The 23,046-nt window shown below is 60.4% G+C and carries 20 protein-coding genes; 12 read left to right on the top strand and 8 right to left on the bottom strand.

Annotated elements, in window-relative coordinates; all coding sequences use genetic code 11:
- Positions 1 to 212 precede the first annotated feature (212 nt).
- From BLS13_RS09730 to BLS13_RS09720, 3 genes are all read left to right on the top strand, one after another.
- Positions 213 to 1,226 (top strand): LacI family DNA-binding transcriptional regulator, encoded by a 1,014-nt coding sequence (locus tag BLS13_RS09730; protein ID WP_093451678.1) that lies wholly within the window; start codon positions 213 to 215, stop codon positions 1,224 to 1,226.
- Positions 1,227 to 1,392: 166 nt separating this feature from the next.
- Positions 1,393 to 3,291, top strand: coding sequence for a sulfatase family protein (locus BLS13_RS09725; RefSeq protein WP_093451677.1), 1,899 nt, complete (start codon positions 1,393 to 1,395; stop codon positions 3,289 to 3,291).
- Between the two features lie 76 nt (positions 3,292 to 3,367).
- Positions 3,368 to 5,551 carry a beta-glucosidase family protein gene (locus tag BLS13_RS09720; protein ID WP_093451676.1) on the top strand — a complete coding sequence of 728 codons (2,184 nt, stop codon included), beginning with the start codon at positions 3,368 to 3,370 and terminating at the stop codon, positions 5,549 to 5,551.
- A gap of 446 nt (positions 5,552 to 5,997) precedes the next feature.
- Here the strand turns inward: BLS13_RS09720 and BLS13_RS09715 are convergent, their stop codons facing one another.
- Positions 5,998 to 6,252 carry a hypothetical protein gene (locus tag BLS13_RS09715; protein WP_093451674.1) on the bottom strand — a complete coding sequence of 85 codons (255 nt, stop codon included), beginning with the start codon at positions 6,250 to 6,252 and terminating at the stop codon, positions 5,998 to 6,000.
- A 388-nt stretch (positions 6,253 to 6,640) separates the two neighbouring features.
- Between BLS13_RS09715 and BLS13_RS09710 the strand changes: the two genes are divergently transcribed.
- From BLS13_RS09710 to chrA, 4 genes are all read left to right on the top strand, one after another.
- On the top strand, positions 6,641 to 7,513 hold the full coding sequence (locus BLS13_RS09710; protein WP_093451673.1) for a TauD/TfdA dioxygenase family protein: 873 nt from the start codon (positions 6,641 to 6,643) through the stop codon (positions 7,511 to 7,513).
- Between the two features lie 69 nt (positions 7,514 to 7,582).
- Positions 7,583 to 8,800 carry a cytochrome P450 gene (locus BLS13_RS09705; RefSeq protein WP_093451671.1) on the top strand — a complete coding sequence of 406 codons (1,218 nt, stop codon included), beginning with the start codon at positions 7,583 to 7,585 and terminating at the stop codon, positions 8,798 to 8,800.
- Positions 8,801 to 9,025: 225 nt separating this feature from the next.
- On the top strand, positions 9,026 to 9,892 hold the full coding sequence (locus BLS13_RS09700) for a TauD/TfdA dioxygenase family protein (protein ID WP_176943520.1): 867 nt from the start codon (positions 9,026 to 9,028) through the stop codon (positions 9,890 to 9,892).
- Positions 9,893 to 10,175: 283 nt separating this feature from the next.
- Positions 10,176 to 11,576 carry a chromate efflux transporter gene (gene chrA, locus BLS13_RS09695; RefSeq protein WP_093451735.1) on the top strand — a complete coding sequence of 467 codons (1,401 nt, stop codon included), beginning with the start codon at positions 10,176 to 10,178 and terminating at the stop codon, positions 11,574 to 11,576.
- Positions 11,577 to 11,624: 48 nt separating this feature from the next.
- Here the strand turns inward: chrA and BLS13_RS09690 are convergent, their stop codons facing one another.
- Positions 11,625 to 11,867 (bottom strand): hypothetical protein, encoded by a 243-nt coding sequence (locus tag BLS13_RS09690; protein WP_093451668.1) that lies wholly within the window; start codon positions 11,865 to 11,867, stop codon positions 11,625 to 11,627.
- Between the two features lie 231 nt (positions 11,868 to 12,098).
- On the opposite strand from BLS13_RS09690, the gene BLS13_RS09685 reads away from it, so the two are divergent.
- From BLS13_RS09685 to BLS13_RS09675, 3 genes are all read left to right on the top strand, one after another.
- Positions 12,099 to 12,551: a DUF2383 domain-containing protein gene (locus BLS13_RS09685; protein WP_093451667.1), complete on the top strand. Its 453-nt coding sequence runs from the start codon at positions 12,099 to 12,101 to the stop codon at positions 12,549 to 12,551.
- Between the two features lie 50 nt (positions 12,552 to 12,601).
- Positions 12,602 to 13,549: a trypsin-like serine peptidase gene (locus tag BLS13_RS09680; protein WP_093451665.1), complete on the top strand. Its 948-nt coding sequence runs from the start codon at positions 12,602 to 12,604 to the stop codon at positions 13,547 to 13,549.
- A gap of 160 nt (positions 13,550 to 13,709) precedes the next feature.
- Complete coding sequence (locus BLS13_RS09675) at positions 13,710 to 13,937, top strand: hypothetical protein (RefSeq protein WP_093451664.1); 228 nt, start codon at positions 13,710 to 13,712, stop codon at positions 13,935 to 13,937.
- Between the two features lie 17 nt (positions 13,938 to 13,954).
- Here the strand turns inward: BLS13_RS09675 and BLS13_RS09670 are convergent, their stop codons facing one another.
- From BLS13_RS09670 to BLS13_RS09660, 3 genes are all read right to left on the bottom strand, one after another.
- Positions 13,955 to 14,671, bottom strand: a complete 717-nt coding sequence (locus tag BLS13_RS09670; RefSeq protein WP_093451662.1) for a hypothetical protein — start codon at positions 14,669 to 14,671, stop codon at positions 13,955 to 13,957.
- Positions 14,671 to 15,855: a toxic anion resistance protein gene (locus BLS13_RS09665; protein WP_093451733.1), complete on the bottom strand. Its 1,185-nt coding sequence runs from the start codon at positions 15,853 to 15,855 to the stop codon at positions 14,671 to 14,673. Before BLS13_RS09665 ends, BLS13_RS09670 begins: the two co-directional genes overlap by 1 nt.
- A gap of 109 nt (positions 15,856 to 15,964) precedes the next feature.
- The gene (locus BLS13_RS09660; protein WP_093451660.1) at positions 15,965 to 17,155 is read right to left on the bottom strand and encodes an FAD-dependent oxidoreductase; all 1,191 of its coding nucleotides are present in this window, start codon (positions 17,153 to 17,155) and stop codon (positions 15,965 to 15,967) included.
- Positions 17,156 to 17,502: 347 nt separating this feature from the next.
- Here BLS13_RS09660 and typA point away from each other — a divergent pair, with 347 nt between their 5' ends.
- Positions 17,503 to 19,338 (top strand): translational GTPase TypA, encoded by a 1,836-nt coding sequence (typA, locus tag BLS13_RS09655; RefSeq protein ID WP_093451659.1) that lies wholly within the window; start codon positions 17,503 to 17,505, stop codon positions 19,336 to 19,338.
- A gap of 48 nt (positions 19,339 to 19,386) precedes the next feature.
- Here the strand turns inward: typA and BLS13_RS09650 are convergent, their stop codons facing one another.
- Together BLS13_RS09650 and BLS13_RS09645 are read right to left on the bottom strand one after the other, a co-directional pair.
- Positions 19,387 to 19,773, bottom strand: coding sequence for a PaaI family thioesterase (locus BLS13_RS09650; RefSeq protein ID WP_093451657.1), 387 nt, complete (start codon positions 19,771 to 19,773; stop codon positions 19,387 to 19,389).
- A complete protein-coding gene (locus tag BLS13_RS09645; protein ID WP_256325791.1) occupies positions 19,770 to 20,225 on the bottom strand; it encodes a PaaI family thioesterase in 456 nt (151 codons plus the stop codon). The genes BLS13_RS09650 and BLS13_RS09645 overlap by 4 nt, the downstream gene beginning before the upstream one ends.
- Positions 20,226 to 20,326: 101 nt before the next feature.
- Here BLS13_RS09645 and BLS13_RS09640 point away from each other — a divergent pair, with 101 nt between their 5' ends.
- Positions 20,327 to 22,255, top strand: coding sequence for a M61 family metallopeptidase (locus BLS13_RS09640; RefSeq protein ID WP_093451730.1), 1,929 nt, complete (start codon positions 20,327 to 20,329; stop codon positions 22,253 to 22,255).
- 171 nt (positions 22,256 to 22,426) lie between these two features.
- Here BLS13_RS09640 and BLS13_RS09635 read toward each other — a convergent pair whose 3' ends face one another.
- Entirely contained in the window at positions 22,427 to 22,975 is a 549-nt protein-coding gene (locus tag BLS13_RS09635; RefSeq protein WP_093451656.1) for a glutathione peroxidase, read from the bottom strand.
- Positions 22,976 to 23,046 lie beyond the last annotated feature (71 nt).

Raw genomic sequence — 23,046 nt, 5'->3', positions numbered from 1 at the left:
GCTCTGAACGGCACTGACCATTGCGAAACTTTAACGTGATCGGCCCGCCGACTGGCCGGGTACGAATCCGCGAACATATCGCTAGCATTGGCTAGACAACGTTGTCAATTTTATGTTTCTCAGGCGCTATATTTGCGCGGGGGGGCCTCAGACCCTAGTATGAGCTCGGGGCTGGCAAGCGTCGTATTGAATTTTGGAGTTACTGGTCTTTCATGGCACCACTGGAAAATGGCAAGCGACCGACCATTAAGGACGTCGCGCGACTGGCGGGCGTTTCATTCAAGACCGTCTCGCGCGTCGTCAACGGTGAGCCCAACGTTCGCGCCGATACGCGCGCCGAAGTGGTCAGGGTTATGGACGCGCTGGGCTACGCCCCGAATGTTGCCGCGCGCGGGTTGGTAAGCCAGCGCTCCTACCTCATTGGCCTGCTCGTCTGGTCTGCTCAGTCGGACTATTCGGTAGCGCTGCAGGCAGCGGCGCAGAATCGCTGCCGGGCGCTCGGTTATCACCTTGTCGTGGAGACGATAACGCCGGGCGACGAGGTGCAGACGGTGCAGCGACTGTGCACGCTTGGCGTCGATGGCGTTGTCGTTACCGCGCCGCATCCGGCAGACGGGCGATTGGTCGACTGCCTCCAGGTGGCAGGCGTGCGGCATGTCCTGGTTTCCCCCGCCGGCCTGGCCACAAATGCCCCCTCGGTGGACATGGACGAGGAGGCGGCCGGCTTCGAGATGACGCGCCATCTGATCGAACTCGGGCATCGACGTATCGGCTTCGCCGGTGCGATCGGCATCCCTGCCGCTGCCGGCAGGCACAAGGGCTATCTTGCGGCGCTCCGCCAGAAGGGCCTTGCCGCGCAACCCGGGCATGACGCGGAATGCAAGCGCGGGTTTCGTCCGGTCCTGGAATGGGCCGACCGCCTGTTGGATTCGCCGCAGCCCCCAACGGCGATCTTCGCCTGGAACGACATTGCCGCGCTCGCCGTGATGATGACGGCCATGCGCAAAGGGCTGCAAATTCCGGCACAGCTCTCGGTTGCTGGTTTCGACGATAGTCCTTCGGCATCGTTCGTCTGGCCCGGTCTGACCACGATCCGTCAGCCACTGGCTGAGATGGCGGAAGCCGCCGTCGACATGCTGGTTACGCGGTCCCCTCCCGATGAACCGCCGCATGTCTTCTTCCCGTTCGAGCTGATAAAAAGGGATTCGACGGCGCCGCCGCCCTGAACCTTCGTCGTCGCACAACAGTATTGACAACGTTGCCATCGCTGTGCACCTGAAGGGGAAGAGCATAATTGTCCTCGGGGGTCGGGGCAGAGAGGAGCCTGTCGATGCGCGCACTCGATCGAAGCGGTTACGCTGGCCACGTCAGCCCCGCGACGGGAGATTTCTCGTGACGGTCGACAGGCGTTCGGTTCTCGGTGCGATCGTTGCGGGGGCATCGGCTGGGCTGGCCAATGCAGCGCCTGTGTCGCGCGGCGAAAAACCCAATATCTTGTGGGTGGTCAGCGAGGACAATAATCCGTGGATAGGGGCCTATGGCGATCAGCTTGCGCGGACCCCTAATATCGATGCGCTGGCACGCAGGGGCATCTTGTACCGCAATGCCTATTGCAATGCCCCTGTCTGCGCGCCCTCGCGCTTCGGCATCCTGACGGGCATTTATCCCGAAAGCTGTGCACCGGGAAATCACATGCGCGCGATCGGCAAGGTGCCGCACACGTTCCAGACCTATCCCGAGTTAATGCGCAAGGCGGGCTATTTCTGCACGAACAACGCAAAGACGGACTATAACAGTGATGTCGATCCCAAGGCGATCTGGGACGGGCAAGGCCTTGCAGCGCACTGGCGCAGCCGGCCGAAGGGACAGCCGTTTATGGCGGTGTTCAATTATGAAACCACGCACGAATCGCAACTTTTCCGTCTGACGCCGGGCGCCGTCACCGGCGAGCAGGTGAAGCTGCCCAAATATCTGCCCGATACACCCGCCATCAGGGCCGATTATGCGAGCTACTATAATCTCATCGAGAAGATGGATGGCCAGATCGGCGCGCGGCTGGCCGAACTGGAAGCGGACGGGCTGACCGATGATACGATCATATTCTATTATTCGGACAATGGCGGATCGTTGCCGCGCTCGAAACGCTATTGCTACGATGAAGGATTTCGCTGCGCATTGATCGTAAGCGTTCCGCCCAAATGGCGGCAACTCGCGCCCGTTGCGCCGGGCGGCGTTGTTGAAGAGCCGGTGAGCTTCATCGATCTGGCGCCGACCCTGCTATCGATTGCCGACGTGCGCCAGCCGCCGCAGATGGCGGGAAAGGCATTTCTAGGTCACCGTCGCGCGCCCGCGCAGACCTATGCCTTCGGCATGCGCAACCGCATGGACGAACGTATCGACTTCATCCGATCGGTTACCGACGGGCGCTGGCGCTATATCCGCAACTACATGCCGCATCGCCCATGGGGCGTGGTGAACGCCTTTGAATGGTTGCTTAAATCCTATCAGGACTGGGAGCGGCATCATCTGGCGGGCTCGCTCACGCCCGAGCAGGGGCGGTTCTTCGGTCCCAAGCCCTATGAGGAACTCTATGATCTGACAAAAGACCCCGACCAGATCGACAATTTGATGGAGAACCCCGCTGCCCGATCGCATGTCGAGCGCTTCCGCAGCGCACTCGATGCGCACATGCTGTTGATATGCGATAATGGCTTCGTTCCTGAATCGATGGCCGGCGAAGGTTGGTTCGAAAGTCGGGACAAACAGCGCTATCCGCTGAAACGGCTGATGACACTGGGCCGGCAGGCGGCTTCGCGCGATCCCGCTCATCTCCCTGCGCTGGCGGCTGCACTGACCGATCGCAACCCCATGATACGCTACTGGGGGGCTACCGGAATGCTCGTGCTCGGGCCCGCCGCCAGGAATTTCCACGGTGCCCTCGAGCCGCTTCTCGACGATCGCGAGCCGCTGGTCCGCGTTGTCGCGGCAGAAGCGCTCGCAAGTGCCGGACAAGCGGCCGCGGTCGCGCGGCTCGGTGAACTCGCCGGGCCTGGGCAAATCTGGCAGGTTCGGCTTGCCGCGCTGAATTCGCTGACGGCGCTCGGTGAAACTGCTCGTCCGGCGCTCGCGTCCATCGATGCGGCCGCCCAGGAAGATCAGGAATATCTGCGTGATGCCGGGCGATACCTGTCTGCTGTCCTCCACGGGACGTATCAGCCCGGCTATCCGGTGTTCGAGTTCGACCGCATGATGAAAGCGTTCCCCAAGCCCGCATCACATAGCCCTTCATGACCTTGCAGTGACCGGTGCCGTGTCGGCTGCTCGATCTCCCGAATGGTCATTCCTTCCATCTTTCGGAAAGCTCGCCATGCGAATTCTGCTGCCCTCGATCGTTCTGTCGCTGCTCGGTTCTTGCGCGGTCGACGCGCAGCCCGTGCAAAGCCCCGACGCGCGTGCCGTCATGACCGAAAAGGCGATGACCGACGCGGAACGCGCGGTATTGACCTACGGGATCATGCCGTTGCCTGTCCTGGGTGTAAAAATCCCGGCCGATGCGATTCCAGGGGCGGGCTATGTCGCGGGCATTCCCCGGCTGAACGTACCGGCGCTCAAGGAATCCGATGCGAGCCTGGGCGTCGCTTATATTGGCGGCATCCGCAAGGACGGCGCGACGGCGCTTCCATCGGGTATGGCTATGGCCGCCACCTGGAACCCGGCGCTGATCGAGCGGGCCGGCGCGATGATCGGCGGAGAAGCGCATGCCAAAGGCTTCAACGTGCTGCTCGCTGGCGGTATCAATCTGGGCAGGGAACCGCGCAATGGGCGCACGTTCGAATATTTTGGCGAGGATCCCTTGCTTGCCGGGCTGCTGGGCGGCGCGGCAATCAGGGGCATCCAGTCGAAGAACGTCATCGCGACGGTCAAGCATTTCGCGCTCAACGATCAGGAAACCGCTCGCCACTTCCTGGACGTTCGCATTAGCGATGCGGCGGCGCGCGAAAGCGATCTGCTCGCGTTCCAGATCGCAATCGAACAGGGGCAGCCCGGTTCGGTGATGTGCGCCTATAACAAGGTGAACGGCGCCCCGGCTTGCGCGAGCGATTATCTTCTTACCAGGGTGCTCAAGCAAGACTGGCGTTACCCGGGCTTCGTCATGTCCGATTGGGGAGCGGTGCCGGGTGTCGAAACGGTCCTGGCGGGCCTCGATCAACAATCGGGCGCTCAACTGGACGCCAAATATTTCCTGCGCGACGCGCTGAAGGACAAGGCATCTGCCGAACCGCGCTATGCGGACCGGCTGGTGGATATGAATCGTCGTATCCTGCGCTCGATCTATGCCGTCGGCCTCGATAGGTTTCCGCCGGTGATCAAGACGATCGACTTCGACGCCAATGCTCTGGTCGCTGAAGAAGTCGAGCGTGAAGGCATTGTTTTGTTGCGCAACCGCGCAGGCGCACTCCCACTGGCGGGATCGGCCAGGAGCATCGCCATCATCGGCGGATATGCCGACACCGGCGTTCTGTCGGGCGGTGGTTCGTCGCAGGTTCAAGGGCAAGGGGGGGCGACGGCCGCCGTGCCCTTTGGCGGCAATATGGCATTCGCCCAGGCCTTTGCGCAGTCATATCAAGCGCCTTCGCCGCTCAAGGCGATCAAGTCGCTCGCTCCCGATGCAACGATCATTTACCGCAACGGGAATTACATCACCGATGCCGTCCTGGCCGCGCGCAAGGCAGACGTAGCCATCGTCTTCGCCACGCAATGGCAGACTGAGGGACTGGATTCGCCTGATCTCTCGCTACCCAACGGCCAGAACGCGCTGATCGCGGCGGTCGCGGAAGCAAATCCGAATACGATCGTCGTGCTGGAAACGGGCGGCCCGGTTCTCATGCCCTGGCTGGACAAGACAGCCGCGGTTGTCGCCGCCTGGTACCCGGGCGCGAGGGGCGCTGATGCGATCGCCTCGGTTTTGTTCGGTAAGACCAATCCATCCGGACGGTTGCCGATGACCTTTCCCGCAAGCCTCGACCAGCTTCCGAGACCGCAACTCGATGGCAGCAACACTGTCGAGCCCAACATATCGGGCCGCGGAAATCCGGGGCAAACCCTGCGCGTCGACTATGATATTGAGGGATCCGATGTCGGTTATCGCTGGTTTGCGCGCAAGGACATCAAGCCGCTTTTCCCATTTGGCTACGGTCTGAGCTTTACGACATTCGACTATTCCGGTCTGTCTCTCACAGCGGGGAAGGCTCTGACCGCCAGCTTCCGCGTCACGAACAGCGGCAAGCGCGCCGGCGCGGCCGTACCCCAACTCTATCTGGTTTCCGCAGCAGGCAAGCCAGTCGCGAGACTCGCCGGGTTTTCAAAGGTTTCGCTGATGCCCGGCGAAACTAGGCAAGTTCAACTTGTCATCGACGCGCGCATTCCCGCGCGATGGGACAATGGTTGGGCGATAGTGCCCGGTCTCTATGGCTTTGCCCTGGGCGATTCCGCAGCGTCGCTCGGTTCCGTCCAGTCCGTTCGGCTCCTCGCAAAGCGGTGGAAAGACTGATCAGTGCGGATCTATCCTCATCCTGGCGTCGGGGCCGACGATGGTGCGGCCGATCGCCCCACTCAACGACTTAAGAGCATTTTGTGATTAGATTGACGCATAGCCTGAGTTTTTGAGATAGTTGGCACATTCCTGAGGTGAGAAGTCAATAGATCGTCTTGGATGTAAGTCTGGTCAATATATTGAAATTAATTGATATTTTATACGTCCCGAGACGGCCTCGGATGTCGGTTACAATTCTCACGGAGCATCCAGACATTTCCCTAAACGACCAATAATATCGCGCATTCGCTTGAGATGGTCACGTCTGCATTGAGGGGCTTCGTCGTTTTCAGCGGTTCCGCCTACGGTCTGTTTGCTGCATGCGTTCGAGTGACATGCGAGAGTGGGGGCCGGGGGATCACAAGCGGCCGGAGATGTCTGGCCAATCGGTCGCTCACGAGAGTTTACAGGCCGATCTTCTTCAATTTGGCTTCGATTTCAGCTGAGACAGGCATTTTTCGTGTGATATTGCCAAGCATCGTCCGCAGCTTGGATGCGGCGTTCCGATATGCCTGCCGCCGAGTGCGCCGGGCAGTGCGGGTAATGTAGGATGCTGGCAGTTCGATCTTGATTTCCTCCGTCAAGATCATGGCCTCGAGAGTCGCCAGAGCCTCACGAAGTCCCTCCGCACGCCCCGCGCGGAATTCGGTGCTTTCCATCTCCACCCTTTCGTAATCCAACTTGTTGAGTGGCGGTCTAACGAAGTGTCGTCGTTACGCCTTGAACTTTGGTCGATGCCTTCAAGGCACCAGCATGCATGTCGACCAACACCCAGGCGAAGGCCGGATACGTTGGACCGGCGGATGCGAAGCCATCAAGCCCCTCTGATTTCACAAAGGGCAATTCGTCTCGCCCGTTTCATTTATGTGCGGTTTCGTAGCTCGTCAGCTACTCTCTTTGTGATACAATCTAGTGTAATAAATCTTCGAATGAGTCGGCATGGCGAGTCGCAGCATCATCGCGACCCAGGGTGTCTGCCGGATCGTTCCAACACAGAGGCGTTCAGCGTCCAATATGGCTATATGGCTGGTGATGTAGGAGAGAGATGTGGTTGAGCTTGAGGTGCGGCAATTAAATCCGCTGTTCGGTGCCGAGGTCATCGGTTTGGAGCCGAAGGTGCCGCTTGATGATCGGACGCTTAAGACGCTGCGGGAAATGTTCGATAAGTACAGCGTGCTGGTTTTTCGAGATCTGCAGATCGACAACGTCTTTCAAAACTATCTTTCCTACGCCCTTATCGGAAGAGATGTGCCGGCACCGGGTGCCGTGGGATATCGCGATCCGGAACACAAGGCCTATATCTCCAACAAGGAGGCCACCGGCATCGCGCCTTTCGGCAGGCTGCTCTATCATTCCGACATGATGTGGAGCGATCAGCCGTGCCAGCTACTGTCGCTCTATGGGGTTGATGTCGAGGAGCCGTCGCAACCGACGGTGTTCGTCAGTGCTGCACACGCATGGAAGACCCTGCCGGCGGATCTGCGCTCGCGTATCGAGGGCCGCTTCGCCGAGCATGTCCACGACAACAGCTATCAACGGGCGGGTGGTGACGCCAATGTTATGACGGCGAAGTTCGCCGATGACGACAAGGTCCGCCTTCCGATCGGGCATCGCCACCCCCGCACCGGCCAAATGCTCCTTTATGTTTGTCAGCAGATGACCAGTGGGATCGCGGACATGCCGGCGGCCGAAAGCGAAGCGCTGCTCGAGGAACTGTTCCAGCACCTCTATGCGCCGGAAAACGTGTTCGAGCACCATTGGCATAAGGGAGACCTTGTAATCTGGGACAATCTCGCGCTTCAGCACGCGCGGCCCAACGTGATGGCGGATGGCCCCGCCAGAACCTTGCGCAAGACCTTTGCGCCGATGCCCGCAATGCCGAAGATCAAGCAGCCGGAGTTCAGCCTCGCCGGCATGTGATCGAAGCCGGCCGGCTCATGCCGGCCGGCGACGTATCGCAATGTCGGTATGGTATAGGAGATCAGGCAATTGAATGCGATCAGCAACGGGCCGGTGAACTGGGATCCCTATAACCAAGCCTATTTCAGGAATCCCTACCCCGTCTATCGGCGTCTGCGTAAGGAGGCACCGGTCTATTATAACGCGGAGTATGATTTCTACGCGCTTAGCCATTATGATGATTGCCAGAGGCTACTTCAGGACCGGAATTCCTTTGTTTCGCGGCACGGAAACCTCCTCGAATTCATCCGTGCCAAGAACACCTATCCATCCGGTATGTTCATCTATGAGGATCCGCCCCTGCATGGTCAGCATCGGGGTATCCTGACACGCGTGTTCACGCCGAAGAAGATGGCCGCGCTGGAGACGCAGATACGCGAATATTGCGCGCGAACGCTGGATCGCTTCGTTGACGGCGGCGACTTTGACTTCATCACCCATCTGGGTGCTGAGATGCCGATCCGCGTCATTGGCATGCTGCTCGGTATCCCTGACGAGGATCTCAAGGAAGTTCAGAAGTACACGGACGATCGGCTGCAGGTGGAACCCGGCCAACCGATGTCTGCCGACCACGACTATGATTATGAAGGCACGCTGTTTGCCCGATATGTCGATTGGCGGGTGAAGCATCCATCCGACGATCTGATGACCGAGCTAATGAACACCGAGTTCGTCGACCAGTCCGGCAAAAGCCGCAAGCTCACGCGCGGCGAAATCATGATCTTCATCAATATTCTGTCCGGGGCAGGTAACGAGACCACAAATCGTCTGATCGGTTGGACCGCCAAGACGCTGGCCGAGCATCCCGATCAGCGCCGGCAGATCTACGAGGATCGCTCGTTCATCCCGCAGGCGATCGAAGAGATATTGCGTTTCGAAGTGCCCGGGCATGTCGCGGGGCGGTTTTCGGTCTGTGATGCCGTGTTTCAGGGCGTGACGATACCGAAAGGGAGCACGATCCTGGCTATTCTGGCGGCGGCCAACCGTGACGAGAGCCGGTTCGTCGACGGGGACAAGTTCGATATCCACCGCGAACGCGTCCCGCACCTGAGTTTCGGGGTCGGGTTCCACAGTTGCCTCGGAAATGCACTAGCACGGGTCGAGGGCCGCATCGCGTTGGATGAGGTGCTGACGCGCTTCCCCGAGTGGACGGTTGACCTCGATCGCGCGCGCCTCTCTTCATCGTCCGCCGTGCGTGGCTGGGAGACATTGCCCGCGAAGCTCACGCCGCGCCTCAAGGTGGCCTGAACGATGTGCCGTTCCGCGATGCATTGTTCGACTCCCGGGCGTACCTCCGCAGGCCGATTTGCATCCTGCGGCGGGAGAGCATTCGGCTGAGGGCGTAATCTGACCCATTGTTGCGGGCCGAAGGCGTGCCATCATATCAGGTAACAAGCTGACTTGATGGAAAATACGTGGCGCTCGAGCTGATACGACAGCTTTTAGAAAATTTAGATGAGGAAAGGCAAGGCGATGGCCCTTTTGGAAATTCGGGATCTCAGGCCGGAATTCGGTTCGGAAGTGATCGGGCTGGACCCTTCGGTTCCGCTCGATGCGGAAACGCGCCGCGAACTGAAGGCGCTGTTCGATGAGCGCGGCCTGCTCGTATTTCGGGACATTAATGGCGCGGATCTTCGCTTCCAGACCTACATTTCCGAACTGCTGGGCGAGGATGGTTTGGTCGACCCCGATGACCTGCCGATTTTCGAGATGTTGGTCTCCAATCGCGAAGAACGCGGCGGCGCGCCTTTCGGGAGGCTGTTGTTCCATTGCGACATGATGTGGATAGAGAAAGGGTGCACGGCACTGTCGCTGTTCGGCCAGAATGTGGAGCAGCCGGCCATTCCCACGCTGTTCGCGAGCGCGGCCAACGGCTGGAACACCCTTCCGGATGACTTGCGCGCTCGCGTTGAGGGGCGCTTCGCAGTCCATTGTCAGGATGCGACCGCGCAGCGCGGAGGTAGCATTCCTGAGGACGTGCTCGTGTCCACGTTCGCGGTAGAAGAGCGCCTGACGCTACCGATCGGCTACACCCACCCGCGTACCGGGCAGACGCTGCTATATGTCTGTCCACAGATGACGCACCACATCGAAGGTCTCGATCATGACGAGAGCGAAGCCATGCTGGAAACGCTGTTCGATCATTTTTATGCCGAGGAGCAAATCCTCGAGCACCATTGGCGCGAGGGCGACCTGGTGATCTGGGACAATATTACCCTGCAGCATGCCCGGCCGAATGTCTCGATGCAGGGGCCGGCCAGGACCTTGCGTAAGGTCATGGTTCCGTGCCCACTCAATTTTGCTACGGGAATAGCAACATATAGCAAGGTCGGCGATTGACCGAGCCGCTCTGGAAGAGCCGCTGATCGTTCTCTCGCGAACCTTGTTCGGTCGCGATGGTGAATGATAAGCCTATCGAATCGGGCGGTTATACGAGGCGCTTTCCGCGATTGCCGAGACCGTTCATGACCTCGATCCGCGGGACCGAAAGTTACGGCGCGAGCAAGCCGCGTGCATCACGCATTTGACGTCTTCGATTTGTTCGGCAGATCGCTATGACGACAGCGGCTCGCCAGCTCGGTTGCGCCTGCCGACGATCTCTATGGTTTGCGAGGAACGATTGATGAGCGATGCTGCGATCGTTGAGCGGGGTCTGGTGCCGCAGCCGCACAACATTCCTTTTGCCGAAGCCGTGCGCACATGGGTGCGGGTGGCGGCGCTGAGCTTTGGTGGGCCGGCGGGGCAAATCGCTGTGATGCATCGCATTCTTGTCGATGAGAAACGCTGGATCGGCGAGGAGCGCTTTCTGCATGCCCTCAACTATTGCATGTTGCTGCCAGGGCCGGAGGCACAGCAGCTCGCCATTTATATCGGTTGGTTGCTACACAAGACACGCGGCGGCCTCGTGGCGGGAAGTCTGTTCGTGCTGCCGGGTTTTCTCGCAATCCTTGGTCTTAGCTACGTCTATGTCCTGTTCGGCGCGACGCGGGCGATTGGCGGATTGTTCTTCGGACTCAAGGCGGCGGTGCTGGCGATCGTCTTGCAGGCGGTGGCACGGGTCGGCGGACGCGCGCTCAAAACGCGCGCGATGGTCGGGATCGCAGGTGCTGCCTTTCTGGCGATCTTCCTGTTCGATATCCCGTTCCCGATCATCGTGCTGGTGGCCGGCGCGATCGGCTGGGCCGCTGGCCGCGCGGGTTGGAGCGGGATCAAAGCCGGGGGTGGCCATGGTACCGATCAGGGCACGGTATCCGATGCCGACAGTGCGCTCGGCGCGATGCTGCCCGATCATGCGCGACCGAATATAGGGTGGTCGGTCAAGACAAGCCTGATCCTGTTGTCGCTTTGGGCGGCGCCGGTGGTCGCGCTGCTGGCTATGTTCGGGCCGCATAATGTGTTCAGTCGAATCGCGATCTTTTTTTCTAAGATGGCGGTGGTGACGTTTGGGGGGGCTTATGCCGTGCTGGCCTATGTCGCGCAGCAGGCGGTCGGTACCTATCACTGGCTTCAGCCGGGCGAGATGCTCAATGGGCTTGGCATGGCGGAGACGACCCCGGGGCCGCTGATCATGGTTGTGCAGTTCGTGGGCTTTCTGGCGGGATATCGTGATCCCGGAGCGCTTCCACCCCTATGGGCGGCGACATTGGCGGCGATCCTCACGGTGTGGGTGACATTCTTGCCCTGCTTTTTGTGGATATTCCTTGGCGCACCGTTCATTGAACGGCTGCGCGGCAACCGTGCGCTGGCAACGGCTTTGGCCGCGATCACCGCCGCTGTGGTTGGCGTGATTCTCAATCTTGCGCTGTGGTTTGCATTGCACAGCATCTTTCACAGCCAGCGACGGGTCGAGATCGGCCGCGGCGGGATCGATCTTCCGGTGCCGGCCAGTCTCGACTGGTTCGCACTGGCCCTCACGGCGCTAGCGGTTGTTGCGATTTTCCGTTTTCGGGCAGGAACCTTCGCCGTGCTGGCCCTGTGTTCGGGTTTGGGATGCGCGCTGGCGCTCGCGGGTCTGGCGGGGTGATCGGCGGAGTCTGAACCGGCGAGCGCTTGTATCTGCGAGTCATGGTCATTAGCGACCGCCCCCAGCCTCCGTCGATTGGATGGTAGCGACGAGGTTCGGCTGGGTCTGGCGGCGTTCGGCGATCTGGGAACCCTCCACGATATTGCCGGCCGCGGAGAAGCCTTTGCCGGGCCAGAAGCGAAGTTCGAGATTGAGCGTGTCGGCCCCGGCGAGATCGAGGCCGGCCGGGTGAAATCCTTCGGTGCTGCGCGCGACGTGACGGATGGCCAGGCGCGTCTTCTGATCAGTCACGAGGCGCGCTTCTGATCGCGCATTGTTCGGGCAACTCGAGTATCTCTGTAATACCGAAACACAACATATTGAGTGCCGCCGTCTCAGCCGCGGGCGATTCGGTGCGCTCAGGAAAACTCCCTAGGGAAAGAAACGAATAACCATAAAATCCTCCATCGGTCAGATATCCTTCCGTGGATGCGATCCGAAATATCCGGATAGGGTAGTCGGTAATGTTGCGCGGAGGGCGTGATGGAGAATAACGATATATTAACAAATATTGCGACCAATTTGCTGGTAATCGTGTGCGAGAGTGCGGAAGATCTTATTGATGCCGGTGCACATGTGCACGATTTTCGTCTCTATGCATGTTTCGAACGGCGCGGTATTGAGCGCCTGCAGATCGCCAGCGAATTTCGCAGGCTGATCGGGCAATATGGTGGTCCGCCGCAAGCGCGTCAGGGTGTTTTGCGCTCGGTCAAACGATTGATGAGCCATGTCCGAATGGCCCTGCCCCAAGGCGATCGGGCGATCGTTGAGGCATTTCAGAAGAGTGAGGATCAGTTGGTCCGGCAGATTCAAGAGTTCATCGCCCCAGTGGCAGTGGATCAGCCGCTCTTCGGCCTGTTAGACAAGTTACAGGCCAATATTGCCTGCGCCACTCAGGATCTGGCTTCGCTCAGTCTGAGGTTGCGGTACGCCTGAGCCGTCAAGGGACATTATTCCCGGAATTCATTTGCAAAAGGTACAGGAACATGCGCTTTCGATCGGTTCGAAAGGCGGTTGGCCGCGCGATTCCATCCCGGCCGATCTTCATCCTTTCAGTCATCTTCTGGACGCTGCTGCCGTTGGCGCCGTCTCCAGCGCTTGTGTTGGGCGCCGACCAGCGAAACATGCGCAGCGCGCTCGTTGCCAACGGTCGGGATGCTCGATTTGACGGACTCGGCCGGGTCGAATGTCTGGAACCCAACACGCGCGGCATATCGCACAACAGCACCGGCTGGATCATGGCGGCACCAGACACCGTCATTACGGCGGCTCATGCCTTCTATATGACATCAAGCGCGACGGAAGGGGGGAGCCCGAAGATCCTAGACCCACACGGTTGCATTTTCGTGGTGTTCAATTCGGATCAGAGCATCCGCCAGATCGTCAACATACGCTACGGGGTGTCACCCTGGTCCGCCCGCAAGAATCGGGGCGATAGTTCCTATGACATCGCGATTATCAAGCTCGATCGACCGGTAAAGGTAACCAGCATTCCATCGGCGAGAGCGCCCCAGAGTTGTCCGCGCGCGTCCGTCGATCTGCTATCGTTCCAGACGGGTGTCGCGAAGGCCGAATTGGCTCGGCGTACCAGTGGTGTGATCCTTCCGTTTCCCCGCGAGCAACTGCGCCGGGACAGCGATGGGACGCGGATCAGCAACGCTTCGCGGCTGTTTTCGACATCGGCCAGCTCCAGTGCAGGTTCGTCCGGTGGCATGTATTATCTCGACCAATGGCAGGCTGCGATCGGCGTGCACGTCGGTTTCGTGTGCGATGCGGCGAAGCCGCAGCGCGATTTCGATCCGGTAAGCTGCTTCAATTACGGGCTGTATTTCAATGACGCGATTCTCGCGATGGTTGATGCCGTCGCGCACGACAAGCCCGATTCGCGTCAGATCATCCGGCAGGATCAACAGGAGGCTGGTGCCACCCGCTAAAAAATCGAATTTTGGCTGTTCGGCCCACGTTCTTTCTTGCGGTGCAGCAAAAAAGTATATCGACTTTCCTACCGAAAAGTGTCAATTTTTCATTAAATCATCACGAGGGGTGGATATCTGAACTGCCACGCAACATGGTGGGTTCGGCTCGGAGGAAAACATGCAGGGACGTGTTAATTATTTCGGCAAGACCTTCGCCGAATGGCTTGCAGAAGCGCACAAGGTGCCGGTGCCGATCGAACCTTTGGTCGATGTTGCGCGTCGCGATCCGGCTTTTCCACGTCGCGGCGACACCGATGTCGTTCGCCAGCATGTTCGCGTCGCCCACGCAGATCACGGCCTCATCGATCTGATCCCCGTCGCTGAAAGCCACTGGCTCCGCGCCTGACGATTTCATGGCCTTGTTCAGGGCGTCTGATCGGGGCCATCACCACGATATTTGAGTTCGAGATAGCGGTTCTGGGTCGCCAGCTTGTGCAGGTCGCCGCTGGCAAGTTGCTCGCTCATCCGCTTCAATTCTTCATCGACAACCTTCAGCCCCTCGACAAGTTGCCGGTCGGGAGACGTGCCGTTGCGGGTTTCGCGGCGCAGGTTTTCGGGTAGCTTGCGATAGCCGTCGATCAGCTCGGGCAATTCCACGGCCATCAGCTTGCGCACCTCTTCGGCCGCGGGTTCGAGCGGATCGAGTTCGCGCAATTGCGGGGCAATTGCCGCCAGTTGCACGCCGATATCATCGGTGAGCCGTTGGGCAGGGGCGGGCAGAGCAGGGCGTTGCGCCTCCAGCCAGCGTTCGGTTTGGGCCGGGAGCAGGGGCAGATCGGCCTTCGCCATCGCCTGTGGGGTCGGTGCCGGCTCCGATGGCCAGAGCAGAATCGCGAAGCCAGTGATCATCATCGCGACCCAGGTCAGGAAGAAACCCGAAATCCCGAGCGGGCTGACAAATGCACCGAACAAGCCGGCCGCCAGCATGATGCCGAGTACTGCGAAGAACGCATATTTAAGCCGCCGCATGAAGCCGAGGAATTTTCGTTTCTGCGCCTTGATCGCCTGCGGGCTGGTGCGCGCGCGGACGCGGTTGAGGATTTCCTCGGCGCGGTCGACGGTGGCGCGGCTGTCGGGCATCAGCTGTCGAGTGCCTTGAACGGTTCGGACTGGGCCTGCGCTGCGCCTTCGGCCCGCGCGATATAGCCGCGCGACTTTTCGACTTCGCTGGTGAGCGTCGTCACCGTCTGCTTCATCGACGAAAGCGCTTCCAGCTTGAAGCGGTCGATCGAATCCATCGTGTCATAGATGTTCTGGAACGCGCGCTGCAGCGTCTCGATCGGGATGGTCGAGGATGCGGCCTGTTTGTGGATCTCGGCAGTCTGGCTCTTTAGCAGTTCGCCGGTCGATTCGATCATGTTGGCGGTGGTGGTGTTGAGTGCGGTGATCTGCTGGAGCACCAGCTTCTGGTTGGTGAGCGCCATCGCAACGGTGACGGCGGTGCGCAAGGCCGCGACCGTGGTCGTCGAGGCGCGATCGACGCCCTTCACCAGTTCGACATTGTTCTTCTTGACCAGATCGAGCGCCAGATAGCCCTGCACCGTCACCGCCATCTGGGTGAGCAGGTCAGTAGAACGCTGCCGGACGTAGAACAATGCCGTCTCGCGGATCGCCTTGGCCTTTTCCGGATCGCTGCTGTCAAGTTCGAGCGCCTTGCTTTCGAGCCGCTCGTCGAGCGTCTTCGAGAGGTGGATCATCTGCTCGAGCCGGCCCATCGCCGCCCATAGATTCTGCCGCTCGACGTCGATCGCGGCATTGTCCTTGATCAGCTCATCCTTGCCCGAGGCGAGGCTGCGCAGGATCGAAGCGATGTGGCTCTGCGCCGACTTGTAACCGTCGAAATAGTCGCGCAATTTGTTGCCGAAGGGGATGATGCCGAACAATTTCTTGCGGCTCGTCAGATTGCCGCGGCTGCCCGGATCGAGATCCTCGATCGTACGGCGGAGTTCGGCGAGATCCGCGCCGACCCCGGTGTCGGCATCGATCGCCTTTACGGGCCGATCGAGGAACCGGTTTGATTGGCCGGCCGCCTCGGCAATTTCGCGGCGGCCCATATTGCTGATCGAATCGACACGCTTGCCGAATTCGGGGCTATTCGTGTTCTGGGCGACCAGATCCGCGATGAAGGCATCGACCTTCTCATCCAGCTTGGTGCGCTGCTCGTCCTGGAGCGGTACGAGACCGGCGGCTTTGTCGGGCGCGATCACCTTCACCGGCGCCGGCGCCTGCAGCACCAGATCGGGCTCGGTTACGGTGGTCGCCATCAATCTCGTCTCCTGGTCTTCGGTGTCGGGCGCGAAGATGGCCGCGCGCGGTGCATTATTCAAGTGATACGCTACCGCGTGCGCGCTAAACCGCGCTCCTGCATCGAAATCATGTGGGCCGTCGGACGGCGGCTGGCAAGCGCGGCGCGAACACTTCTGCCAGCACATCGACCGAGGTGCGCGCAGCAGCGATGTCGGGCGTTTCGTTGGCATCGTTGAAGCCGAAGCGGTCGTCGACCCCCATATCCTGCACGACAATGCCATCGCGCCGGGCGAGGACGCTCACCGTCTTGTAATATAATCCGTAATTTGCGCCTGCCTGCGGCAGCAGCCAGGCGATCTGGCCGCGCACCGGCACGATGCTCTCGTCCCGAAACAAGGCGCGGGCGCCATAGCCCGTGCAGTTAATGATCACATTCTGCTTGAGGCGGGTCAGATCGTGGGGATCGAAGAACTCGGCGGTTTTGATCGTGCCGCCGGCCAACAGAAAGTCGGTGGTCAACTGATGCGCGAGATCGGCGACGTTGAACATCATCTGGCTGTTACGGGTTGCATAAGCAGTTGGGAAGGGGTGGCTACCCGTTGGCAGTTCCTGCGGTCTCGGCGTGATATCGGCGATGCGATCGGCATAATGGGCGAAGCCGGATATTTCGGTCGCATGCATCGCCTCACGAAACTGCGCCATCGGGACGTCGGACAAAACATAGCGATCATTCCATTCGACCGGATCGCCCGGCAAGCCGATATAGGACTGCCACATTGCATAGCTCGAATGCGCCATGCGCGACCAGAGTTCGCCGAACTCCGGCCCGACGGCATCGGCCATCGCGATTCGTGAATCCGGCGTCCAACTTCCTGTCGCGCGGGCTGAGCGCACATTCGGGAAGCGATCTTTGGTATAGATGGTCACCTTCGCCCCAGCGCGCTGCGCGGTGATGGCGGCGGTCAGGCCGAGCGCGCCGGCACCGATCACCGCAATCTCGCGCGGGCTCTGTTCCATCGCCTTGGCGACAACCACCTGCGCCGAACCCCAACTCAGCGACCAGCCGCTGCCGCCATGGCCGTAATTGTGGACAACCAGCTTGTGGCCGATCCGCTCCGCATCGAGCCGCGGACCCACGGCGCGAAAAGGGCGCAGGCAGACGGTCGTGCGGAAGATGCGGTCAGGTGTCGCCCGGATCGGTACGATCGCGCCGACCGGGTCGAACAATGGAGTCGCCTGGGCTAGGAGCCGCGATGAGGGCATGCTGGCGAGCGTGAGGCCAGCGGTTCCTCCGTAAAGAAATTGGCGACGATCCATCTTACGTTCCCTGAAATGCGGATGGGCCTCTCCTGGCGGGCAATCGAGCATGGCCGGTGATGGCGGGCAAGCATTTTGCAGTGATTGCAAAAATTGCAATATCGCTTGTTGCATTGGCATTTGTCGAATCATGCGCTGCGTCGCAATAAGGACGGGCCTTTCAGGCATCCTCTCCTAATGACTTTACGGCCGGCCCCTCGGGGTCGGCCTTTTTTTTCCTTCGCCGCGGCCGCGAAGCTACCGGAACTTTGCCAAATCCGGGTCAGTCAAAAAGACTTCCCTTGTTGCAAAGCGTCAATTCCGCTATGCGCCCCCCAAATTCCCTATAGATTCAGGATACAGAGACCATGAGCCTCCGCAATGTGGCCATCATCGCGCACGTCGATCACGGCAAGACAACGCTCGTGGATCAGCTTTTTCGACAGTCGGGTACGTTTCGCGACAATCAGCGCATCGAAGAGCGCGCGATGGATTCGAACGACCTCGAAAAGGAGCGTGGCATCACGATCCTGGCGAAGTGCACGTCGATCGAATGGACCGGCAGCAGTGGTGAGCCGACGCGCATCAACATCGTCGACACCCCCGGCCACGCCGATTTCGGCGGCGAGGTGGAACGCATCCTGTCGATGGTCGACGGTGTGATCCTGCTCGTCGATTCGTCCGAAGGCGCGATGCCGCAGACCAAGTTCGTCACCGGCAAGGCGCTCGCGCTGGGCCTGCGCCCGATCGTTGTCGTCAACAAGATCGATCGTGCCGACGAGCGCACCCAGGAAGTGCTCGACGAGGTGTTCGATCTGTTCGTCAGCCTCGATGCGACCGACGAGCAGCTCGACTTCCCTGTTCTGTTCGCTTCGGGCCGCAACGGCTATGCGAGCGATGATCCATTGGCACGCGAAGGCACGCTGACTCCGCTGTTCCAGAAGATCGTCGATCATGTCCCGGCGCCCAAGGCCGATCCGGATGGTCCATTCAAATTTCTCGTGACCCTGCTCGATCGTGACAATTTCCTGGGCCGTATCCTGACCGGCCTGGTCTTTTCGGGCTCGGTCAAGACCAACATGCCGATCCACGCGCTCGATCCGGAGGGCAAGGTCGTCGAGACCGGCCGCGCGTCGAAGATCATGACCTTCCGCGGCCTCGAGCGCGTGCCGACCGAGGAAGCCAAGGCCGGCGACATCATCTCGATCGCCGGCCTGACGATCGCGACCGTCGCCAACACGATCTGCGATCCGAGCGTGTCCGAGCCGCTGCACGCGCAGCCGATCGATCCGCCGACGCTGTCGATGCGCTTCGCCGTCAACGACAGCCCGATGGCGGGCCGCGAAGGCACCAAGGTGACGAGCCGCATGATCCGCGATCGTCTGCTGCGCGAAGGCGAATCGAATGTCGCGATCAAGGTGACCGAGAGCGCCGACAAGGACAGCTACGAAGTCGCGGGCCGCGGCGAACTCCAGCTCGGCGTGCTGATCGAGACGATGCGCCGCGAAGGCTTCGAACTGGGCATCTCGCGTCCGCGCGTGCTGTTCCGCGAGGATGAGAATGGCGCCAAGCAGGAGCCGTATGAGACCGTCGTGATCGACGTCGATGAGGAATATTCGGGCACGGTCGTCGAGAAGATGGCGATCCGCAAGGCCGAACTGACCGACATGCGTCCTTCGGGCGGCGGCAAGACCCGCATCACCTTCTCGGCGCCGTCGCGCGGGCTGATCGGCTATCATGGCGAATTCCTGTCCGACACGCGCGGCACCGGTATCATGAACCGACTGTTCGAGAAATATGGTCCGCACAAGGGCAATATTGAGGGCCGCAAGAATGGCGTCTTGATCTCGAACGGCGCCGGTGAGGCCAATGCCTATGCGCTCGGTCCGCTCGAAGAGCGTGGCATCCTGATGGTGGCGCCGGGCGAGGCGCTATACGAAGGCATGATCGTCGGCGAAAACGCCAAGACCGACGACATGGAAGTCAATCCGATGAAGGCGAAGCAGCTCACCAACTTCCGTGCATCGGGCGGCAAGGATGATGCGATCCGCCTGACGCCGCCGAAGCGGCTGACCCTCGAGCAGGCGATCGCCTATATCGACGACGATGAGCTCGTCGAAGTGACGCCGAAGTCGATCCGCTTGCGCAAGCGCTACCTCGACTCGAACGACCGCAAGCGCGCGAGCCGTTCCAAGGCAGCTTAAGGCCGCTTGAATCCGTTCCTCCTCGAGCCTGGCTCGAGGAGGAACGGATCATCCCCGATCGAGCAGCAGGTGCATTCGCGCGGTGGCGATCAGCCGGCCGCGGTCGTCCTGCCAGACTTCGGCGGCGGCATTGGCAATCCGCTGGCCAATACGGACAATTTTGGCGACCGCGAACGTGTCCGTCATCATTCCACCGCGCAGAAAGTCGACCGATACGTTGATCGGCTTGATTTTCACGCCCTCGGCATCGCCCAATTCGATGTGCAGCGCCTCGTAGCAGGCCAGTTCGAGTAGGCCCGCGATCACGCCACCGTGGAGGAAGCCCGGCCGGCCGCGTAGCGTCGAGATCGCGGGCATAAGCAATGTGCCGGGCTCGGCCGCGTCATGGACCGACGAAATGCCAAGCAATTTGCCATAAGGCGGGAGCGCTCTCATGCGCCGCTCGTGAACAGGAAGCTGCCGCTTGCATGCGCGATCAGATCGGTTGGATCGCCGTCATGTGCTTCACAACGGACGAAGGCAACACTGCGCGTGATGCGATAGCATGTACCCCGCGCCGTGACCGTTCGGCCAGGTACCGCCGCCCGCATATAGTCGATCCGGAGATCGAGCGTCGCCAACGGCCGGAATTCGCCGATTTTTGTGACGATGCTAAGGCCGCTCGCGCTATCGATCAGCGAGATGATCGCGCCTGACGCGAGTACGCCATTAGCAGGAGTCATGACGAGTCGTTCATCATAGTCGATCGCCATCTCGGCCCAGTCGTCGCCATGGCAAACGTAGCGAATTCCTATGGTTTCGCCATGACCGCCCCGCCTTCTCGAGTGGTGTGCCGCGATATCGAATTTCACGTCCATGCGAGTGGCATAAGCGATTGCACCAACCATTCAAGCATGTGGTTCCGCGCATTTCGCATGGAACCATGGTGACGATCCGATCCGAAGCCGCCATGATCGTTGTCACCACGATATACCGGATGCCCAACCGCATGAACCTTGCCCGTCTCCTTTTGACGACTGCGTTGTCCACGCTGATCTTCGCACCGGCGTCCGGCCGGGCGATCGAGAACACATTGGCGCAACCGCTGCCGATCGACGATCGCGTGCCAATCGCCCGCGATGTCGCTTTTCCGGGCACGATCGAACTGACGGTGGATGCCACTGACGTTCGCCGTGGCATTTTTCGCGCTAGCGAAGTGATTCCGGTGCCGATGGCCGGTGAAATGGTACTCCTCTATCCCCAGTGGTTGCCCGGCAACCACGCGCCGCGCGGCCCGATCGATGACGTGGCGGGGCTTCATATCGTCGGGGGCGGCAAGGAGCTGCAATGGCGGCGCGATCCGGTGAACGTTTACGCAATCCGGGTCGTCGTGCCGGCTGGCGTTTCGGCGATCGAACTGGCGTTCGACTATGTTTCACCGGTCGCGGGGGGGCAGGGGCGCGTGGTCATGACGCAGGAAATGCTCAATCTTCAGTGGAACCTGACGGCCTTTTATCCGGCGGGCTATTTCACCCGCAACGTCATGGTCGCACCCACGGCGATCCTGCCCGACAGATGGCATTATGGCGCGGCGCTCGATCCCGTCAGCGAGGGCGCCACCGGGCGGGTAGCGTTCAAACCGGTCGATTTCGAGACGCTGGTGGACAGTCCGATGATCGCGGGGCGCTTCTTTCGGAAGATCGATCTGTCACCGAAGGTGCGCCTCAACATCGCCGCCGACCGCCCCGAGGAACTTGCGGCGAGCGATGCCCAGATCGCCGGGCACCGCCGGCTCGTCGAACAGGCGATCAGACTGTTCGGCGCGGAGCATTATGACCATTATGATTTCCTGCTGTCGATCAGCGATCGGATGGGCGGGATCGGGCTGGAGCATCACCGATCCAGCGAGGATGGCACCGCCACCGGCTACTTCACCCATTGGGACGAGCAGACCGCGCGCCGCAATTTGCTGCCGCACGAATATGTGCATAGCTGGAACGGCAAATATCGCCGTGGCGCCGATCTTTACACGCCCGATTATTCTGTACCGATGCGCAATTCATTGTTGTGGGTATATGAAGGGCAGACCCAATATTGGGGCTATGTTCTGCAAGCGCGATCGGGGCTGGTGTCGGCCGAGGATACGCTGTCGGCCTATGCGATGATCGCCGCGTCGCTCGACAGCCGGCCGGGGCGAAGCTGGCGGCCGCTCAGCGATACCACCAACGATCCGATCGTTGCGGCGCGGCGGCCCGAGCCATGGGTGAGCTGGCAGCGATCCGAGGATTATTACAACGAGGGGCTGCTGGTCTGGCTCGATACCGACATGCAGATCCGTACGCTGACCAAGGGGCGTCGATCGCTCGACGATTTCGCGCGCGGGTTCTTCGGGATGCGCGATGGTGACTGGGGCGTGCTGACCTACCGATTTGACGATGTCGTCAAGACCCTGAACGATATCGCCCCCTTCGATTGGGCGGCCTTCTTGCGCAGCCGCGTCGATACCGCACAGCCGCGCGCGCCGCTGGGCTGGCTGGCGGCGGGAGGGTATCGGCTGGTCTATGGCGACAAGCCGACGGCCTACTGGCGCAACGAAGAGCGACGCCGCAAGCAGACCGATCTGAGCTATTCGCTGGGGATCGTGATCGACAATGACAAGACCTTGTCACAGGTCATATGGGACAGTCCGGCCTTTGCTGCCGGCCTCACGACGGGGACCACTCTGGTCGCGCTGGATGGCGAAGCGTTCGACGCGGGGCGCCTGGTGGATCGGATCGCGGCCGCGGCGCGAACAAGGCAGCCGATCGATCTGCTGGTGAAACATGGTGACCAGTATCGCACGGTTTCAATCGGTTATTTCGGCGGGAACCGCTATCCGCGGCTGGAGCGTACTGGCACGGAGCCGGCGTGGCTGGATGAGCTGTTGCAGGCGCGGTGAACCTCACCTCCCCTCCCTTTTCAGGGAGGGGATCAAGGGGTGGGTCGCGAGCGTCCCGAACGCCCGTCACAATATGCCTTCAGCGGCATCGAGCCGCTTCAGTCATTACCCACCCCCTTACCCCTCCCTGAAAAGGGAGGGGACATTTATATAAGATGGGCGGGGGCCCTCCTACTTCGCCAGTTCGGCGTCGATTGCGGCGATGACGATCGGATCGTTGGGCGTGACGTCCGGCGCGAAGCGGTTGGCGATCGTGCCGTCCTTGGCGATCAGGAATTTTTCGAAATTCCAGAAGACGTCGCTGGGCTTCTCCTGCTTCATGCCATAGCCTTCAAGCCGCTTCCGGAAGTCATCATTTTTCGCCGTGGCGGTCGGATAGCTGGTCGTGAGTTCGCGGTAGAGCGGGTGCTGATCCTCGCCTTTTACCGAGATCTTCGAAAACATCGGAAAGGCGACGCCAAAATTGGTGGTGCAGAATTCCACGATTTCGCTGTCGGTTCCGGGCTCCTGCGCACCGAAATTGTTGGCGGGAAAGCCCAGTACCGCGAAGCCTTTGTCCTTATAATCTTCATAGAGCTTCTCGAGCGCCGTATATTGCGGGGTCAGGCCGCATTTTGACGCGACGTTAACGAGCAGCAGTACCTTGCCGGCATAATCAGCCAGCGAGCTGTCTTCGCCCTTTATCGTCTTGAGCGGGATAGTCTGAATCGCAGTCGCCATGATCGGTCCTCCTGATATTTGAAGAGGGGCATATCGGGGTCTGCCTGTGCTTCACAAGCCCCCGCGCATTG

It is taken from the genome of Sphingomonas sp. YR710, from assembly GCF_900101455.1.
Classification (GTDB): Bacteria; Pseudomonadota; Alphaproteobacteria; order Sphingomonadales; family Sphingomonadaceae; genus Rhizorhabdus.
The sequence above is the reverse complement of the archived record's forward strand: the minus strand, read 5'-3'. Positions and strand labels throughout refer to the sequence as shown.

Coding starts and splice junctions, on each gene's coding strand:
- BLS13_RS09730 (WP_093451678.1), top strand. CDS start 213: ATGGCACCACTGGAAAATGGCAAGCGACCGACCATTAAGGACGTCGCG.
- BLS13_RS09720 (WP_093451676.1), top strand. CDS start 3,368: ATGCGAATTCTGCTGCCCTCGATCGTTCTGTCGCTGCTCGGTTCTTGC.
- BLS13_RS09715 (WP_093451674.1), bottom strand. CDS start 6,252: ATGGAAAGCACCGAATTCCGCGCGGGGCGTGCGGAGGGACTTCGTGAG.
- BLS13_RS09700 (WP_176943520.1), top strand. CDS start 9,026: ATGGCCCTTTTGGAAATTCGGGATCTCAGGCCGGAATTCGGTTCGGAA.
- chrA (WP_093451735.1), top strand. CDS start 10,176: ATGAGCGATGCTGCGATCGTTGAGCGGGGTCTGGTGCCGCAGCCGCAC.
- BLS13_RS09685 (WP_093451667.1), top strand. CDS start 12,099: ATGGAGAATAACGATATATTAACAAATATTGCGACCAATTTGCTGGTA.
- BLS13_RS09680 (WP_093451665.1), top strand. CDS start 12,602: ATGCGCTTTCGATCGGTTCGAAAGGCGGTTGGCCGCGCGATTCCATCC.
- BLS13_RS09675 (WP_093451664.1), top strand. CDS start 13,710: ATGCAGGGACGTGTTAATTATTTCGGCAAGACCTTCGCCGAATGGCTT.
- BLS13_RS09670 (WP_093451662.1), bottom strand. CDS start 14,671: ATGCCCGACAGCCGCGCCACCGTCGACCGCGCCGAGGAAATCCTCAAC.
- BLS13_RS09665 (WP_093451733.1), bottom strand. CDS start 15,855: ATGGCGACCACCGTAACCGAGCCCGATCTGGTGCTGCAGGCGCCGGCG.
- BLS13_RS09660 (WP_093451660.1), bottom strand. CDS start 17,155: ATGGATCGTCGCCAATTTCTTTACGGAGGAACCGCTGGCCTCACGCTC.
- typA (WP_093451659.1), top strand. CDS start 17,503: ATGAGCCTCCGCAATGTGGCCATCATCGCGCACGTCGATCACGGCAAG.
- BLS13_RS09650 (WP_093451657.1), bottom strand. CDS start 19,773: ATGAGAGCGCTCCCGCCTTATGGCAAATTGCTTGGCATTTCGTCGGTC.
- BLS13_RS09645 (WP_256325791.1), bottom strand. CDS start 20,225: ATGGTTGGTGCAATCGCTTATGCCACTCGCATGGACGTGAAATTCGAT.
- BLS13_RS09640 (WP_093451730.1), top strand. CDS start 20,327: ATGAACCTTGCCCGTCTCCTTTTGACGACTGCGTTGTCCACGCTGATC.
- BLS13_RS09635 (WP_093451656.1), bottom strand. CDS start 22,975: ATGGCGACTGCGATTCAGACTATCCCGCTCAAGACGATAAAGGGCGAA.